At 61.6% G+C, this 15851-nt stretch carries 14 protein-coding genes; 6 read left to right on the forward strand and 8 right to left on the reverse strand.

Annotation, left to right across the window (positions count from 1 at the left end; all coding sequences use genetic code 11):
* The gene (locus UF78_RS21105; protein WP_045164167.1) at positions 1 to 2022 is read left to right on the forward strand and encodes a methyl-accepting chemotaxis protein; all 2022 of its coding nucleotides are present in this window, start codon (positions 1 to 3) and stop codon (positions 2020 to 2022) included.
* An 18-nt stretch (positions 2023 to 2040) separates the two neighbouring features.
* On the opposite strand, the gene UF78_RS21110 is transcribed toward UF78_RS21105, so the two are convergent.
* The 5 genes from UF78_RS21110 to UF78_RS21130 all read right to left on the reverse strand — a co-directional run bounded on the left by UF78_RS21110 (position 2041) and on the right by UF78_RS21130 (position 8097).
* Entirely contained in the window at positions 2041 to 3966 is a 1926-nt protein-coding gene (locus tag UF78_RS21110) for a RecQ family ATP-dependent DNA helicase (protein WP_045164168.1), read from the reverse strand.
* Positions 3967 to 4207: 241 nt separating this feature from the next.
* On the reverse strand, positions 4208 to 4810 hold the full coding sequence (locus UF78_RS21115) for a nitroreductase family protein (protein WP_045164169.1): 603 nt from the start codon (positions 4808 to 4810) through the stop codon (positions 4208 to 4210).
* Positions 4811 to 4978: 168 nt separating this feature from the next.
* The gene (locus UF78_RS21120; protein ID WP_045164170.1) at positions 4979 to 6520 is read right to left on the reverse strand and encodes a phosphoenolpyruvate carboxykinase; all 1542 of its coding nucleotides are present in this window, start codon (positions 6518 to 6520) and stop codon (positions 4979 to 4981) included.
* Between the two features lie 155 nt (positions 6521 to 6675).
* Positions 6676 to 7569 (reverse strand): Hsp33 family molecular chaperone HslO, encoded by an 894-nt coding sequence (gene hslO / locus UF78_RS21125; RefSeq protein WP_045164171.1) that lies wholly within the window; start codon positions 7567 to 7569, stop codon positions 6676 to 6678.
* Positions 7570 to 7701: 132 nt separating this feature from the next.
* Positions 7702 to 8097, reverse strand: coding sequence for an RNA-binding S4 domain-containing protein (locus tag UF78_RS21130; RefSeq protein WP_045164172.1), 396 nt, complete (start codon positions 8095 to 8097; stop codon positions 7702 to 7704).
* 102 nt (positions 8098 to 8199) lie between these two features.
* Between UF78_RS21130 and UF78_RS21135 the strand changes: the two genes are divergently transcribed.
* Positions 8200 to 8667, forward strand: coding sequence for an ATP-dependent zinc protease (locus tag UF78_RS21135; protein ID WP_045164173.1), 468 nt, complete (start codon positions 8200 to 8202; stop codon positions 8665 to 8667).
* The gene (gene rimK / locus UF78_RS21140; protein ID WP_025243607.1) at positions 8664 to 9569 is read left to right on the forward strand and encodes a 30S ribosomal protein S6--L-glutamate ligase; all 906 of its coding nucleotides are present in this window, start codon (positions 8664 to 8666) and stop codon (positions 9567 to 9569) included. Before UF78_RS21135 ends, rimK begins: the two co-directional genes overlap by 4 nt.
* Before the next feature lie 23 nt (positions 9570 to 9592).
* On the opposite strand, the gene UF78_RS21145 is transcribed toward rimK, so the two are convergent.
* The 3 genes from UF78_RS21145 to UF78_RS21155 form a co-directional block, all read right to left on the reverse strand.
* Positions 9593 to 10912: an ATP-binding protein gene (locus UF78_RS21145; protein ID WP_045164174.1), complete on the reverse strand. Its 1320-nt coding sequence runs from the start codon at positions 10910 to 10912 to the stop codon at positions 9593 to 9595.
* 96 nt (positions 10913 to 11008) lie between these two features.
* Positions 11009 to 11743, reverse strand: coding sequence for a two-component system response regulator OmpR (ompR, locus tag UF78_RS21150; protein WP_045164175.1), 735 nt, complete (start codon positions 11741 to 11743; stop codon positions 11009 to 11011).
* A gap of 121 nt (positions 11744 to 11864) precedes the next feature.
* On the reverse strand, positions 11865 to 12251 hold the full coding sequence (locus UF78_RS21155) for a diacylglycerol kinase (RefSeq protein ID WP_045164176.1): 387 nt from the start codon (positions 12249 to 12251) through the stop codon (positions 11865 to 11867).
* A 234-nt stretch (positions 12252 to 12485) separates the two neighbouring features.
* Here UF78_RS21155 and UF78_RS21160 point away from each other — a divergent pair, with 234 nt between their 5' ends.
* The 3 genes from UF78_RS21160 to bcsG are packed head-to-tail and all read left to right on the forward strand — an operon-like array spanning position 12486 to position 15849.
* Positions 12486 to 14027, forward strand: a complete 1542-nt coding sequence (locus tag UF78_RS21160) for a BcsE family c-di-GMP-binding protein (RefSeq protein ID WP_052679349.1) — start codon at positions 12486 to 12488, stop codon at positions 14025 to 14027.
* Positions 14024 to 14215 carry a cellulose biosynthesis protein BcsF gene (gene bcsF / locus UF78_RS21165; RefSeq protein ID WP_045164177.1) on the forward strand — a complete coding sequence of 64 codons (192 nt, stop codon included), beginning with the start codon at positions 14024 to 14026 and terminating at the stop codon, positions 14213 to 14215. The genes UF78_RS21160 and bcsF overlap by 4 nt, the downstream gene beginning before the upstream one ends.
* Positions 14212 to 15849 carry a cellulose biosynthesis protein BcsG gene (gene bcsG / locus UF78_RS21170; RefSeq protein ID WP_045164178.1) on the forward strand — a complete coding sequence of 546 codons (1638 nt, stop codon included), beginning with the start codon at positions 14212 to 14214 and terminating at the stop codon, positions 15847 to 15849. Before bcsF ends, bcsG begins: the two co-directional genes overlap by 4 nt.
* Positions 15850 to 15851: the final 2 nt, after the last annotated feature.

Raw genomic sequence — 15851 nt, forward strand, 5'->3', positions numbered from 1 at the left:
ATGTTTTCGTTCTCTCGATTCAAGCCAGGTCATACGCCCACCAACGGAACCCTGAGTCTGCTCGGTACCGCGCAAAAGCTCGCGCAGCAGCTAGCCGCCCTGCGCTTCGAACCGACTTATATCGCCGGATTCGTCTCGCCACATGTCGATCTGGACCAGGTGGCGCGGCAGATCTCACAGCGCTTTCCGCACGCGGCCATCAGCCTGTGCACCACCTCGGGAGAGCTATCCAGCGAGAATCAGCGGCTCTATTGCGCCACCGGCGCGCAATGGGATGGCGTGGTCCTGCAGTTGTTCGACGCCAGTGTGATCGCCGCCGCCGAGATCGTGCAGGTGCCGCTGGAGTGCGAAGACATCCGCAAGGGCACCGAGCGGATGAGCATGGCGCAACGGATCGCCAAACTCACCGCCTCGATCAAGCGCCTGCAGGTGTCGATGAAGATCGACTACCGCGACACCCTGGCGAACATCTTCTTCGACGGCCTTTCGGCATCCGAGTCCTTTTTCATGGAGGCGCTGTACGAGTCCGGTCGCTTCCCGTGCCTGTTCGTCGGCGGCTCGGCCGGTGGCAAGCTGGACTTCAAGACGACCCAGCTGCACGACGGCAAGCGCAGCTATCAGAACCACGCGCTGATCGTCTTCCTCAAGTGCGCCCGAGACGTGCGTTTCGGCGTGTTCAAGAGCCAGAACTTCGAGCCCACCGCGCTCAGCCTGAGCGTGCTCAGTGCCTCGCTGGAGGACCGCTACATCAGCCAGGTGGTCGACGCCCGCGGCAACATCTGCACGATGGTTCAGGCGCTCTGCGAGGCGCTCGTGTGCGCACCGCAGGAACTGGAACAGCGGCTCGCCGACTATTCCTTCGCCATCCGCGTCGGCGAGGAGGTCTTCGTCCGGTCGATCTCGCAGATCGACTTCGCCAACGAACGCGTGCACCTGTTCTGCGACGTGGCGCCCGGCGAGGAGCTGATCATGGTCAAGCGCACCCCGCTGGCCGAGGCGACCCGCCGCGACTACGAGAAATTCATGCGCAACAAGCCCGGCAAGCCACTGGCCGGGATCCTCAACGACTGCATCCTGCGGCGCCTGAACAACGAGCAGGCGCTCGGCCGCATGGACCCGGTGTTCGACGACGTGCCGGTCGCCGGCTACTCGACCTTCGGCGAGATCCTCGGCCTCAACCTCAACCAGACGCTGACCGCGGTGTTCTTCTTTCGCGTCCGGGACAACGAAGCGTTCCACGACGACTACACGGACAACTTCATCGCCTACCACGGCGAGTTCAAAGCCTTCTTCCTGCGCCGTCAGATCAAGAAGCTCACCGGCTTGAGCCAGGTGGTGGTCAAGCAGATCGAGCAGTTCAAGCGCCAGGACTACAGCAGCGCGGTGGACATCAGCGGCCTCGATGAACACATCCGCCCGGTATTCCGCGGCCTGGCCGACCTCGGGCAGGTGCTGTCGCAGGCGGATCAGGAGCGCCGCTCCATGTCCGAGCAGCTGAGCCAGTGCGCCACCGAGCTGCACGGCTCGATGGATGATCTGACGCTGAACATCAACCAACAGGGCGCTGTCATCGAACAGGCCGGCAGCTCGGTCAAGCAGATGGTCCAGCAGGCCGATGAGGTGGTCAGCAGCGCCCACGACCTGGCGCAATCGAGCCAGCGCATCCAGTCGGTGGTGCAGACCATTCAGCAGATCGCCGGACAGACCAACCTGCTCGCGCTCAATGCGGCGATCGAGGCCGCACGTGCCGGCGAGCAGGGACGCGGATTCGCGGTAGTGGCCGACGAGGTGCGCAAGCTGGCCGAGATTACCCGCAGGAATGCCGAAGAGATCGGCACCGACATCGACCGGCTGGCCAGTGAGATCCACGCAGTGGCGCAGCACATCGAAACGCAGTCGGCTGGTGTCGGCTCGCTCACCGGCTTGCTCGATGCGCTGGAAAACTCGAGCAACCTCACCGCCGGAACCTCACGCCAGACCAAGGGCGTGGCGGACCGATTGATTGGTCTGACGGCCCGCTGAGGCGGTGCAGCGAGGGATTCACGGCGCCAACCGCGCGCGAACCTCGCCGTAGGGATAAGCCTCCAGCGAGGCGAACCCAGGTATCTGACGGGCCTTGAGTTTGGTGAACACCGGCACGCTGATCCCGCAGAGAAAGCGCGTCAGGCATTCGACGCTGGGCGCGCCGCCCTTGAGCTGTTGGTAACGCTGACTGAAATCTGCGCAGCGACCCTCGACATCGATCTCAGCGAGCGGCGCCAGCGCCGGCGGATCGGGCAGTTGCGCCACCTGCCCCCCGCAGACCGAGCAATGCCCGCAACGCTGCGGCGCCTGGTGGTCGCCGAAGTAGGCGGCTAGCCGCTGACTGAGACATTCGGCAGATTCGAACAGCGCCAGCATGTTGTCGATGCGGGTGATCTCGCTCGCCTCGTGCTGCCTGAAATAGGCGTGCAGCTCGGCGCTCAATGCCTCGGCATCGAAGCCCCCGTCGAGCAACGCATAGACCTCGGTCATCTGCTTGCTCTCAAGCTCGATCCAGCCTTTTTCCTGGAAATATTCCAGTGCCTTGACCACCCGCGCGCGGTCGGCGCCATGCTGCTGATAGAGCGCATCGAAATCCAGCGTGCACCAGGTCCGCGCCCGCGCCGAGCTATGCACGATCGCCTCGACGAACTGACGCCGCTCCCCTTCGAACTTCGCCACCAGCGCCTCAGGTTCGAGCAGGTACTTGTAGCGGTACTCGGCGAAATAGGCGAAGCGTGGCGCGATGATGCCGCGCAGCTCCAACTGCACCAGCAGAGTTTTCAGCGGCAGCTGGCGGATGTTGCTCTGGTCCGACAGCTGGCTGAGCATCAGCTCCCATTGCCCGTCTGCGCCCGCCTGCAGCAGCTCGTCGAGTACGCAGCGGATGCCCTCGCGTTCCGGCGTATCGCCGTAGACGAAGTTCTGCAGCACGCTGAGGCTGTCGCGATTGGCCAGCACCAGGCAATCCGATGCCTGACCATCACGCCCGGCACGGCCGATTTCCTGGCTGTAGTTCTCGATCGATTTCGGCAGGTCGTAGTGCACCACGTTGCGGATGTCCGCCTTGTCGATGCCCATGCCGAAAGCGATGGTGGCGACGATGCAGTTCAGCTCGCCCGCCATGAAGCGCCGCTGGATCGCCTCGCGCACTTCGTGGTTCATGCCGGCGTGATAGGCGCTGGCGGGGAAACCCCGCTGCGCCAGATGCTCGGCGACCTGCTCGGCGGTCTTCTGCTGAGTGACGTAGACGATGGTCGGTTGGCCGCCCTTGTCTGCCAGCCATTCCACCAGCCGACGTTGCTTGTTGAAGCCGCTGACCGGCTCCACCAGCAGATTGAGGTTGGGTCGATAGAAGCCGGTGGTCACCACGTCATCCGCGCCAATCGAGAACTTGGCCTGCATGTCGGCGATGACCGGCGGCGTCGCCGTGGCAGTCAGCAGCAGCGTCTGTGGAATGTTGAACTGGCGCTGATACTCGGGAAGCTTGAGGTAGTCAGGGCGAAAGTTATGACCCCATTCGGAGATGCAGTGCGCCTCGTCCACCACCAGCAGCGAGATCGGCACCTGGCTGATGAAGTTGCGGAAGCGCTCGTTCTTCAACCGCTCCACCGAAATCATCAGGATCTTCAGTTCGCCCGATTTGGCCCGTGCCATGGTCGCACTGGTCTGCTCACGGCTTTGGGCCGAATCGATGCTGCCGGCGGCAATGCCGTGGCGGTGCAGAAAGGCGAGTTGGTCCTGCATCAGCGCCAGCAACGGCGAGACCACCAGGGTGAGATGCGGCAACAGCAGTGCCGGCAGTTGATAGCACAGCGACTTGCCTGAGCCGGTCGGAAAGATGGCTGCCGCCGAGCGGCCCGCCACCACGGCACGAATGGCCTGTTCCTGGCCAGGACGAAAGCCGTCGTAGCCGAATGTCTGTTTGAGCGTCTGCTCGATCATGCTGGGTCACTCCCTTGACTGGAGGACGGAGGGTAGCAAGGGTCGGGATGCGTAGGGTGGATCACGCTTCACCGTTCCACCAGACAGATCACAGTGGCATTGCGGTGGATGTAAGAGGCGACATCCACCCTACACAGTGAGTCACGCCCTTAATTGAGGGCGGAGGGTAGCAAGGCGCGGGGGGCGTAGGGTGGATCACGCTTCATCGATCCACCAGGCAGACACCTACCTTGCCGAGCGATCAGAACCGATCGCGGATGATCACCTCATCGAACGGCAGCTTGCCGACACGCGGCTTGGGCTCGGCGGCGCGCTTGCCGACCGCGACCATCATCGCGATGACATGGTTGTCCGGCAGGTTGATCAGCTTAGCCACGGCGTCGAAATCGAAGCCGTCCATGGGGCAGGAGTCCAGGCCCTTGCCACGGGCGGCAAGCATCAGGGTCTGAGCCATCAGGCCGCAACTGCGCATGGTTTCGTCGCGCTGAACCTGCGGCTTGCCACGGTAGTAGGTGTCGATGGCGCCAGCCATGTAGTCCTGCACCTCGGGCGGCGCACCCTCCCAGACGCGGCGGACATTCTTTTCCCAGCTGTCGAGCTGCGCGCAGACCACCACCAGCATCGACGCATCGGTCATCTGCGCCTGATTCCAGCCCACCTCGCGGATCTGCGCACGCAACGCCGGATCACTGACCTCGACGAAGCGTACGTGCTGCAGATTGAACGCCGACGGCGCCAGCAGCGCCAGTTGCAGCAGCTCGTCCTTTTCTTCGCGGCTGAGCTGAAAGTTGGTGTCGTAGGCTTTGACGGCGCGACGGGTGCGGATGGCTTCTTCGATGTGCATGAACGGCTCCACTGGCTGAGAAATGTGGCCGCCATGCTATGCCCAACGGATTGATCGAATCCATGCGTCTTTACTGATGGTACTCATCACCTGCTTCGATCCGTTGCGCAGGTGCCGTTGAGGCAAGAAAAAGCCGCCCGAAGGCGGCTTGTCTGATGCAGTGCTGGCTTAAAGCTGTGGGCCGGCAACCTTGATGGCCTCGGACACATCGAACTTCTTGAAATTCTCGATGAATTTGTTCGCCAGTTCCTTCGCCGCTTCGTCGTACGCGTTCTGGTCTGCCCAGGTATTGCGTGGGTTGAGCAGCTGGGTATCCACGCCCTCGACGGCCTTCGGTACGTCCAGGTTGATGATCGGCAGATGCTCGGTCTCTGCACCCACCAGCGCGCCGCTCTGAATCGCCGAGATTACCGCACGGGTCGTCGGGATGTTGAAGCGCTTGCCGACACCATAGCCGCCGCCGGTCCAGCCGGTATTGACCAGATAGACCTTGGAGCCGAACGCCTGAATGCGTTTGATCAGCAGCTCGGCGTAGACACCGGCTGGGCGCGGGAAGAACGGCGCGCCGAAGCAGGTGGAAAAGGTCGACTTGATGCCGCTGCCCGAACCCATCTCGGTGGAACCGACCAGCGCGGTGTAGCCGGAGAGGAAGTGGTAAGCCGCCTGCTCTTCATTGAGTACGGACACCGGAGGCAGCACACCGGTCAGGTCGCAAGTCAGGAAGATCACCGCGTTCGGCTCACCGCCCAGGTTCTTCTCGGAGCGCTTCTCGACGTGCTCCAGCGGATAGGCGGCACGGCTGTTCTGCGTCAGGCTGTCATCGGCATAGTCGGCGATGCGTTCGTCGTTCAATACAACGTTCTCGAGAACCGCGCCGAACTGGATGGCTTTCCAGATCACCGGCTCGTTCTTCTCGGACAGATCGATGCATTTGGCGTAGCAGCCGCCTTCGATGTTGAACACGACGCCCGTACCCCAGCCGTGCTCATCGTCGCCGATCAGGTAACGCGACTCGTCGGCCGACAGGGTGGTTTTGCCGGTACCGGACAGGCCGAAGAACAGGGTGACGTCGCCGTCGTCGCCGATGTTGGCGGCGCAGTGCATCGGCAGCACGTCGGCCTCCGGTAGCAGGTAGTTCTGCACCGAGAACATCGCTTTCTTCATTTCACCGGCGTAACGCATACCGGCGATGAGGACCTTCTTGGCGGCAAAGTTGATGATCACGCAACCGTCGGAGTTGGTGCCGTCGCGTTCGGGCACGCACTCGAAGTTGGCGACGTTGAGCACTTGCCACTCGTCCTTGCCGGCCGGGTTGTACTGCGTGGGATTGATGAACAGCTGGCGACCGAAGAGGTTCTGCCAGGCCGTCGCCGTGGACATCTTGACCGGCAGGTAGTGCCCCTCGGAAGAGCCTACATGAACGTGAGATACAAAATGGTCCTGGGCCTTGTTGAAGGTCTCGACGCGATCCCACAGGGCATCGAACTTGTCGGCCGGGAACGGACGGTTGATCGGCCCCCAGGCGATCGAAGCCTGCGTGCTGGGCTCCTCGACGATATAGCGATCAGCTGGCGAACGACCGGTCCGATGGCCGGTTCTCACGACGAGCGCGCCGTTGGCGGCCAATTCACCTTCACCGCGTTTGATGGCCTCTTCGACCAGTTGAGCGATGCTGATATCGATGTACACGGCGTTATTGGCTTGCGTCATGAGTTCCCCGTCGGCCCTGGGCCGATTCCTCCATGCTGTTGTAGCCCAACTGACGATGGACTACATCGAAAAAAGTGCGCGCGATTATGACAGAAAAGGCGCGGCGCTGGGTATGAGGGCGTAATGGCGAAAAGGTTCTACGCCCCCCGCCATTTTTAATGCCGAGTGCCGGAAGGCCCCTCGATGCCGGCACCGGCAAACAGCTGAGCGACATCGGCTGCATCGAAGCGATAGCTGTGATTGCAGAACTGACAGTCGATGGTAATCGCGCCACCCTGCTCGTTGAGTAACTGCTCGGCGTCGTGCTGGCCGAGGCTCACCACCGCGTTGGCCGAACGCTCGCGCGAGCAGCTGCAGCGGAAGACGATCGAACGCGGTTCGAACAGCCGCACCTGCTCCTCATGATAAAGACGATGCAGCACGGTCTGGGTGTCCAGGCCGAGCAGTTCCTCGGCCGACAGGGTGTCGGCCAGCGTGCGCAAATGCTGCCAACTGGCTTCACGCGCTTCGCCGTCACGGATGCGATCGGCCGGTAGCTGCTGCAGCAACATGCCACAGGCGCGACGGCCGTCGGCGGCCAGCCAGAAGCGCGTCGGCAACTGCTCGGACGAGGCGAAATAGTTCGACAGGCTGTCCGCCAGATCGACCCCGTCCAACGCGACGATGCCCTGATAACGCTGCCCATTGGCCGGGTCGATGGTCATCGCCAGCACGCCTTCCGGCATCAGCTCGGATAGCGTGGCGCCAGGTGTCAGTTGCTCTTCGTGGTACCGCGCAATGCCACGCACTTCGCGATCGCTCGAGCACTCGACCATCAACAGCGGCACCGCACCGGCCGAACGCGCCTGCAGCACCATCAACCCGTCGAATTTCAGCGTACCCACCAGCAACGCCGCGGCGGCGAGCAGCTCACCGAGCAGCTGCGCCACAGGCTCCGGATAGGCGTGCTTGGCCAGCACCTCGGCATAGCTGCGCTCGAGCCCGACCCACTCGCCACGGACGTCGGTGTCATCGAAGAGGAAACGCTGAGTGAAGTCGAAATCAAGCATTGGACAGACCAGGGCAGGTTGAAGGCCGGAGCCATTGGAGAGCCGGGTCGCATCGACCCGGCCCGCGTGCACGGCACCTGAAAAGGGGACCGCATTCTAGGGGGAAAGTGGCAACGGTCCAACCGTCAGCGTTCATCCCGCATCAGAGCGAAAGCGCTGCAAGGCGCGTCGTTGTTTCTTGCTCGGTTTGCCATCGGTTTCTACGCCCAGGCTGCCGGCCTTGCGCATCGCCGCAGCGTTTTCGCGACGCGCTTGGCTTTCGGCGGTTTCTTCATAAAGCAACTGCGCTTCCGGCGCGCCTCGGCGCACCGCTGACAGGGCCCGTACAACCACGGTACGTTCATCGAAACCAGCGCGAATCATCAGCTCCTCACCGACCTTGGGTTCTTTGCTCGGTTTGCAGCGCTCGCCGCGGCAATGGACCTTGCCGCCCTCGATGGCAGCCTTGGCCAGTGCGCGTGTCTTGAAGAAGCGCGCGGCCCATAGCCACTTGTCCAACCGGACCTTGCCGTCGTCTTTTTCGCTCATTGCTCAACTCAGTCAGCCGTCGTGTTGTCATAGAGTCGTACAGGTAGATGCGGTTGTCATGCACCCCGTCTAGAATGCGCGGAAATCTACTGGATACGCCTTTTGAACAATCCCGACCCCCAGACAATCATCGGTTTGCGCGAATGGATCGCCCTGCCCGAGCTTGGCGTGGTCGGGTTGCGCGCAAAAATCGATACAGGTGCCAGCACCTCCGCGCTGCATGCAACCGATATCACCGAATTCGAACGCGGCGGCAAGCGCTGGGTTCGCTTTACCGCGCATCTGGGCACGCTGGTGCAGCGACGCCATCGCTGTGAAGCGCCTGTCGTCGCGCGCAAGACGATCAAGAGCTCCAATGGCCATGCGCAGACCCGCTATGTGGTGCGCACGCTATTGGCGCTGGGCTCTCACCTGTGGCCCGTGGAATTCACCCTTACCTGTCGCAAGACCATGCGCTATCGCCTGCTGTTGGGATCAAAAGCCCTGATGGACGGCAAATGGCTGGTCGACCCTGCGCGCACCTACGTGCAGGAAAAACCCCAGACCCTTACCTCTCCCGGTGCCCAATGAAAATCGCCGTGCTGTCGCGCAATCCACGTTTGTATTCGACCCGCCGCCTGGTAGAGGCCGGCCAGCAACGTGGCCACGAGGTCGTCGTGATCGACACCCTGCGCGCCTACATGAATATCGCCAGCCACAAGCCACAGATCCACTACCGCGGCCGTCCGCTGGAAGGCTTCGACGCAGTGATCCCACGGATCGGCGCCTCGGTCACCTTCTATGGCTGCGCCGTGCTACGCCAGTTCGAGATGCAGGGCGTATTCCCGCTCAACGAATCGGTGGCCATCGCTCGCTCGCGTGACAAGCTGCGCTCGCTGCAATTGCTGGCGCGCCGGGGCATCGGCCTGCCGGTGACCGGCTTCGCGCACTCGCCCGACGACATCGCCGACCTGATCCGGATGGTCAACGGCGCGCCCTTGGTCATCAAGGTGCTCGAAGGTACCCAGGGCATCGGCGTGGTGATGTGCGAAACCGCCACGGCCGCCGAATCGGTAATCGAGGCCTTCATGGGCCTGAAGCAGGACATCATGGTCCAGGAGTACATCAAGGAAGCCGGCGGCGCGGATATCCGCTGTTTCGTCGTCGGCGACAAGGTGATCGCGGCGATGAAGCGTCAGGCCAAGCCCGGCGAGTTTCGCTCCAACCTGCATCGCGGCGGCACCGCTAGCCTGATCAAGATCACCCCGGAAGAACGCATGACTGCCATCCGCGCTGCCAAAGTCATGGGCCTGAGCGTGGCCGGCGTCGATATCCTGCGCTCCAATCACGGCCCGCTGGTGATGGAGGTCAACTCATCACCCGGCCTCGCCGGCATCGAGGAGACCACCGGCAAGGACGTGGCCGGTCTGATCATCCAGTACCTGGAGAAAAACGCCGGCCCGCATCTGACCCGAACCAAAGGTAAGGGCTAGTCAGCGTCAATCTCCCAGCGGTTTCAAGCCTTTATCGCATCGCGCGGCAGCAGCAGGCCCAGCGGCAAGCTAACCCGGGCCTCAAGCCCGCCACCTTCACGATTGCGCAGCTCGATCACACCGCCGTGCTGCGAGGCGATGCGTTTGACGATGGCCAATCCCAGTCCGGCACCCTGACCACCGCGCGCGCGATCACCACGGATGAACGGGTTGAAGATTTCCCCCAGCTCGTCCTGATCGATACCAGCTCCCCGGTCGAGCACACTGAGCACCACATAGGGGGCGCTGCTGTCTCCGGAGACGTGGGCGGCGACTTCGACGCCATGCCCACCGTAGCGCAAGGCGTTCTCGATGAGGTTGACCAGTAGGCGTTTGATCGATACCCGGCGCAGCGCCAGCGGTGGCATCGGCTCGACGCACAAACGCACGCTTTCGCCGTACTGGTTATAAGGCGCCACGACTTCGCGGACCAACTCACCCAGGTCGACGCTTTCCACCGACTCGTCGCTGCCGTCACGGACGAAGGCGAGAAACTGATCGAGGATCGCATTCATGTCTTCGATGTCACGCACCATGTCTTCGGTGAGCTCGGAATCGCTGGTCATCAGCTCCAGCGACAAGCGCAGACGGGTCAGCGGCGTACGCAGATCATGGGAGACGCCGGCGAGCATCAGCTCGCGCTCGCGGCCCGCTTGCTCGACATCTTCGGCCATCTGGTTGAATGCGCGATACACCTCGGTCATCTCGCTCGGCGTGTCGCCGATGGGTAGCCGCACGCTGCGACCCTTGCCGATCTGCCGAGCCGCGTAGACCAACCGCTTGAGCGGTAGGTTGAGCTGGCTGACGAAGATCCACGCGGCTGCGGTGGACAACAGCCCGATCCCGAGGAACCAGCCAAGCACGCTCCAGATCCGCTGACCGCGCAACGGGTATGCATAGAGCGGCACTTGTAGCCAGTCCGGCCCCAGGCTGGGCGCACGCACCCAGATGGCCGTCTGCGGCTGAATACGCACCCGAACCTCGGTTTCCTCACCGAGTTCGGTCTGCATCTGTCGCTGAAAGATTTCCGTGTAGGGCCAGTGATATTCGCTGGGTGGCACCTCGTCGTCGCTGACCCGGTGCAAGCCAGCGGCCTCGGCGATACGCTCACGGTTCTCGTCGTCGGCAGCCCAGTACGCGCGCAGGGTCAGCGCCGCGCCGTGGCTGTACTGCCGATCGACCATAACGTCCTCGTTCATCATCAGGTACACCAGCATCAGTACCTTGGAGAACAGCACGACGATCAGCACCATCCACAGGGTGCGGGCGAAGAAGCTTTGCGGAAACCAGAGTGGGGTCTTCATTGAGCTGAACGTCTCAAGCTACAGACGGCAAGAAAAGAAGAGATAGTGCCGTACCGTAGCGCTCTGTAATTGCAGCTCGAGCCGTGCAGCTTGTGCTCATTTGTTGCCATCGGGCACGAACACATAACCCACACCCCAGACCGTCTGGATATAACGCGGCTTGGACGGATCCGGCTCGATCAGCCGGCGCAGGCGGGAAATCTGCACGTCGATGGAGCGTTCCAGTGCGTCCCACTCGCGGCCGCGGGCCAGATTCATCAATTTGTCGCGGGTCAGCGGCTCGCGGGCGTGTTGAACCAGGGCCTTGAGAACAGCGAACTCACCCGTGGTGAGCATGTGTATCTGATCACCTTTCTTCAACTCACGAGTACCGAGGAACAGCTCGTAATCACCAAAGGTCACCGTCTCATCTTCGCTGCCCGGGGCACCTGGCACCTGCGGCGCCTGCCGGCGCAGCACCGCGCGGATCCGCGCCAGCAGCTCGCGTGGGTTGAAGGGCTTGGCCAGGTAGTCGTCGGCGCCCTGCTCCAGTCCCTGGATCCGGCTGGTCTCGTCGCCCTTGGCGGTGAGCATGATGATCGGGATCTGATTGCCGCCGCCGCGCAGACGCGCGCAGGCGGACAAGCCATCCTCGCCAGGCATCATCAAATCCAGCACGACCAGATGGAACAACTCGCGACTGAGTACGCGGTCCATCTGCTCGGCGCTTTCCACAGTACGCACGCGATAGCCCTGCTCGTCGAGAAAGCGCTCGAGCAAGCGCCGCAAGCGCGCGTCGTCATCGACTATGAGGATCTTTTCGCCTTCGCTGGCGGATGCAGTGCTACTCATGGGAGCTCCCGGAAAAATCGTCAACGCATTATGCGCACACAGATGACAGCGCAACCGAAGCCATTGTTAGCAGATTTTTCGTGGCCGAGCAGATATGCGTTAGCCATGCGGCTTGCACCTCTCAGAGGAGGATGGCGAGCCAGATGATGACGATGGAGCAAAGCCCGACAAGCTGGGCAGCACTGCCCAGATCCTTTGCTCGCTTGGATAACGGGTGAATCTCCAGCGATACGCGATCCACCACCGCCTCAATGGCGGAGTTCACCAATTCGAGCGCAAGCGACATAAGGATGGGGAGAATCAGGAGCGCCCGTTCAACGGGCGAACCTGTCAGTAAAAAAGCAAGGGGAATCAGCAAAAAGGCCATGCACGTCAGTTGGCGAAAAGCGGCCTCATGCTGCCAAGCGGCGTTGAGACCGGCGAGAGAGTAGCTAGCGGCCTTGGCCAAGCGACCCAGGCCGGGCTTGGTTTTCAGCGCAGAAGCATCGCTGGCTGTTTCGGTTTTCATCATGTTCTCTTCTGAGTCATCCGGACGGGCAACCTGCCGGTTCGCTGAGCGTGGTTACCACTTATCAGAGCGGGTATCTGGGCGCCCTGCCTGCTGATATCATAATGATATCGCAATAGCTATCACGCCAGATTCCGACGAGCTGCAGTTAGCGGATTAAAGCCCATCTCAACTCAGCCGAAATCTGGCTACGGCGACTTCAGATCGTCGAAAGCACTCACCACAGGTGACACCTTGTCCACTACTGCTAGCTATCCCGAACACGGCCCAGCCTCGCTGGGGCTGGATATCGACCGCGGAGCCCTGACGCTAAGCGTTGGCCGTGTGCAGTGGGTCATCGTAGAGCAAGCAAGCGATGCAGCGCTCTTGTCACAGCAAGTCATCGAGGCGTTCGGTCCACACCACCAGGCTGTCCTAGTGTCGGACGACGCCAGACAGAAGAGCCTTCTCGCCAAACTACCCGCAGATTCAGGGCCGAGCGAGTTATTGTGTCTGACACTCGCATCAAGCCATTTCACCGCCTTTCTCAAGCGTCTAGGCTCGGAACTGGACCGCGCGGGCGACATGCGGGGTCGCTGCATATTGTTGACGCCTCCAACCACCGTGTGGGACCGGTTCGGCGAGCGAACAATTGCCACCTGGCTCGAAAAAGTGAGTCGCTGGCTTATCGAACGCCAGGCGACGTTGCTCGTCATCAGCGACGGTGTGTGTGATGGCTTGAGCGAGCGCCTTAGTCAGCTCACCTATTCGCTTGCCGGCTATGCATCGCTGAATCGCACGCCCCTTGGCCCTCGCCTGTTTCTGCACTTCTGGAACGGCGGTCAGGGCATTACGAGCGCTCGCGAACTTCATCTTCAGTACCGACCCGACGGCTTCCGAGTGGCGGCTTCAAGCGATATCGAGCCCACCATCGAGTACCCGGACCAAGGGCGGATTCACGCCGAGCGCAGTGTGCTGGACGGCGCGCAAAATCTCTCAGTGCAATGGCGCTTGTTCGAAAACAGAAACGAGCTGTTTCAGCATGCGCTTGCAGCCAGAGCGGCCAGTGTCTTGTTCGCCATTACGAAAAACGAGCAAGTCGAAGATCTGGCGCATCAGCTTAATCAGCTGCGCCGCTCGTGTGGCAACCAGCTCAAGCTGATCGTTCGGGAAATAGCGCCCTGTCTTCGCTACCGCGACGAACAGTTGCTACTGACCAGCGGTGCCTCGCTGGTCGTGCCTTTTGGTACTTCCCTTCCCCGTTTTCTGACATTGGTCGAAAGTGTCCAGGGTCATCTCTGGCAAAGGCAGCTGAAAGACATAGGCGTCAACCTTGACGAATTGAAACCACTTCCCCTATGTGGCCAGCAAAGTCCGCTGGGATTCGCCGAAGCCGTTCGGGAAATGTGGCCGAGCAGCGCAACGGGCGAGATCATCCATCAGCTGATTCGCCTGCAGCCCGTGTCGGGTTTAAGCCTGCAGCAGGTCCTGAGCCAGACGCGTCTGCGGCGCAGCGGCGATATCGCCTGTATTGCCGACAAAGCCCTCCATTTGTTTCTTTTCGCTTGCCGTCCGGAATCGCTCGAAGCCGCCCTGAGTAATATTTTCGGGGTCAGGTGGCAGGAGCTTTTCGTGGGACTGGAGCAGCTGACCGATCTCGACCCCCTATCAAGACCCAGTTTCCAGAGTGACGCCTCGCCGATGCCCAGCAGTACGCCAGTCGCTGCCAGCGCGGGTGAACCGAAACAGCCTTTTCATCCACGCCCTATGCGTCTTTCTCTAGAAGCACGGCCATGACCCTCGAACAACTCCTTGAGGTGGCAGGCCTGTTCACCGTAATTGGCGCCTGCATCGGCTGGCTGATAGCAACAAGCCACTACAAAATCGTTCGCTCATTCGATCGGCTGCTTCCGCCTCGCTATTTGAAGACGGCTGCACTGCGACGCCGCCCTGCCGGATCGATCGGCGAGGAAGAAAAACAATGACCGCACACGAGCGCTTGAGCGTACCCGTGCCAGCCGCTGTGACCTGGCCTGGCCTGGGCACCTGGAACCTTTATTTCCTGCTCAAGTTTCTGTTGCTGGGTCTTGGCATGCTGAATTTCCAGCCGTTGCCGAATCTGATATTCGCTGCATTCCTTGTCGTGCCGCTCCCTGGCCGCGCTTGGCGCATCGCACGCCAGCTCATCGCGATCCCGATCGGTGTAGCGCTGCTCTACCATGACACTTGGCTCCCTCCGTTCGAGCGGTTGCTGGCGCAACCTGGCGTACTGGACTTCACGCCGGCATACCTGCTCGAACTCGTCGGGCGCTTCATTGACTGGACACTCGTGGGTCTCTGCGCGTTGTTGGTCATCGGCTATAGCTACCTTTCCAACTGGATTCGCCTGTCGACGTTCTGCCTGGGCGGACTCCTCTGGCTGAATCTGGGCAGCATTCCCTTTCTGGCTCCCGCAACAAGCATGGCTGCCTCGCCAGCCACGACGCCCGCCCAGGGACAGCCGGCAGCGTCGACGGCAGCGGCAAGCAACGACAACGTTGCACTGGACAATTGGCTTGAAACCTTTTTCAAGACCGAAGCGACCCGCCAGACGCAGTTCCCCCAACCCAGCGAGCAAACGGCGGCGTTCGACGTACTGATCATTAACGTCTGCTCATTGGCATGGGACGATCTCGATGCGGTCGGCCTGCGCGAGAACGCATTGCTTCAACGCATGGATGTAATTTTCGATCGATTCAATTCCGCGACGTCTTATAGCGGGCCCGCGGCAATCCGGCTGTTGCGTGCCAGCTGCGGTCAACCTCGTCATCAAGCGCTGTACGAACCTGCGCCGGAGCAATGTCTGCTGTTTCAAAACCTGGCCAATCTGGGATTTCGCTCCGAAACTCTGATGAACCACAACGGCCGCTTCGATGGATTTGCCGAGGAGATCCAGGCCCAGGGTATGCCACAACCGGTTCTGCCCAGCCAGAAGTTCGCTCGCGCCCTTGCAGGCTTCGACGGCTCCCCGATCGCAGGGGATCTGGACGTACTCAGCGGCTGGTGGAAGCGTCGGCAGGAGCTGCCGGACGCCCACGTCAGCCTCTTCTACAACAGCATCAGCCTGCACGATGGAAACCGCATCGTCGGATCAGACGGAAATGCCCAGTCAGCAGAATATCGCCCCAGAGCGCAGCGACTTCTGGACGACCTTAGTCGCTTCATCGATGAGCTGGAGCGTAGCGGCCGACCTGTAGCCTTATTGCTGGTGCCGGAACACGGCGCTGCGCTGCATGGCGACCGCATGCAAATTGCTGGCATGCGCGAAATACCACGACCCTCGATTACTCAGGTCCCCGTCGGGTTGAAACTGATCGGGATGACGCCGCCCACCCCAGGCCTACCGCTCCACGTCCAGCAACCCTCGAGCTTCCTAGCGCTTTCCGAGCTGATTTCCAGGCTCTACGCCGCGCAGGGAAGCAGCAGCGCGGTGGACGTCAACACGCTGATCGCCAACCTGCCGCAGACCGAGCCGGTCTCCGAAACCGCCGGTGCCCAAGTGATCGAACAGGCTGGACAACCTTACGTACGGCTGGGCGGCCAGACCGTCTGGCTCCCTTACCCAAATCGGTTCGAGTAGCA

This window comes from Stutzerimonas stutzeri (genome assembly GCF_000952685.1).
Lineage (GTDB): Bacteria > Pseudomonadota > Gammaproteobacteria > Pseudomonadales > Pseudomonadaceae > Stutzerimonas > Stutzerimonas stutzeri_E.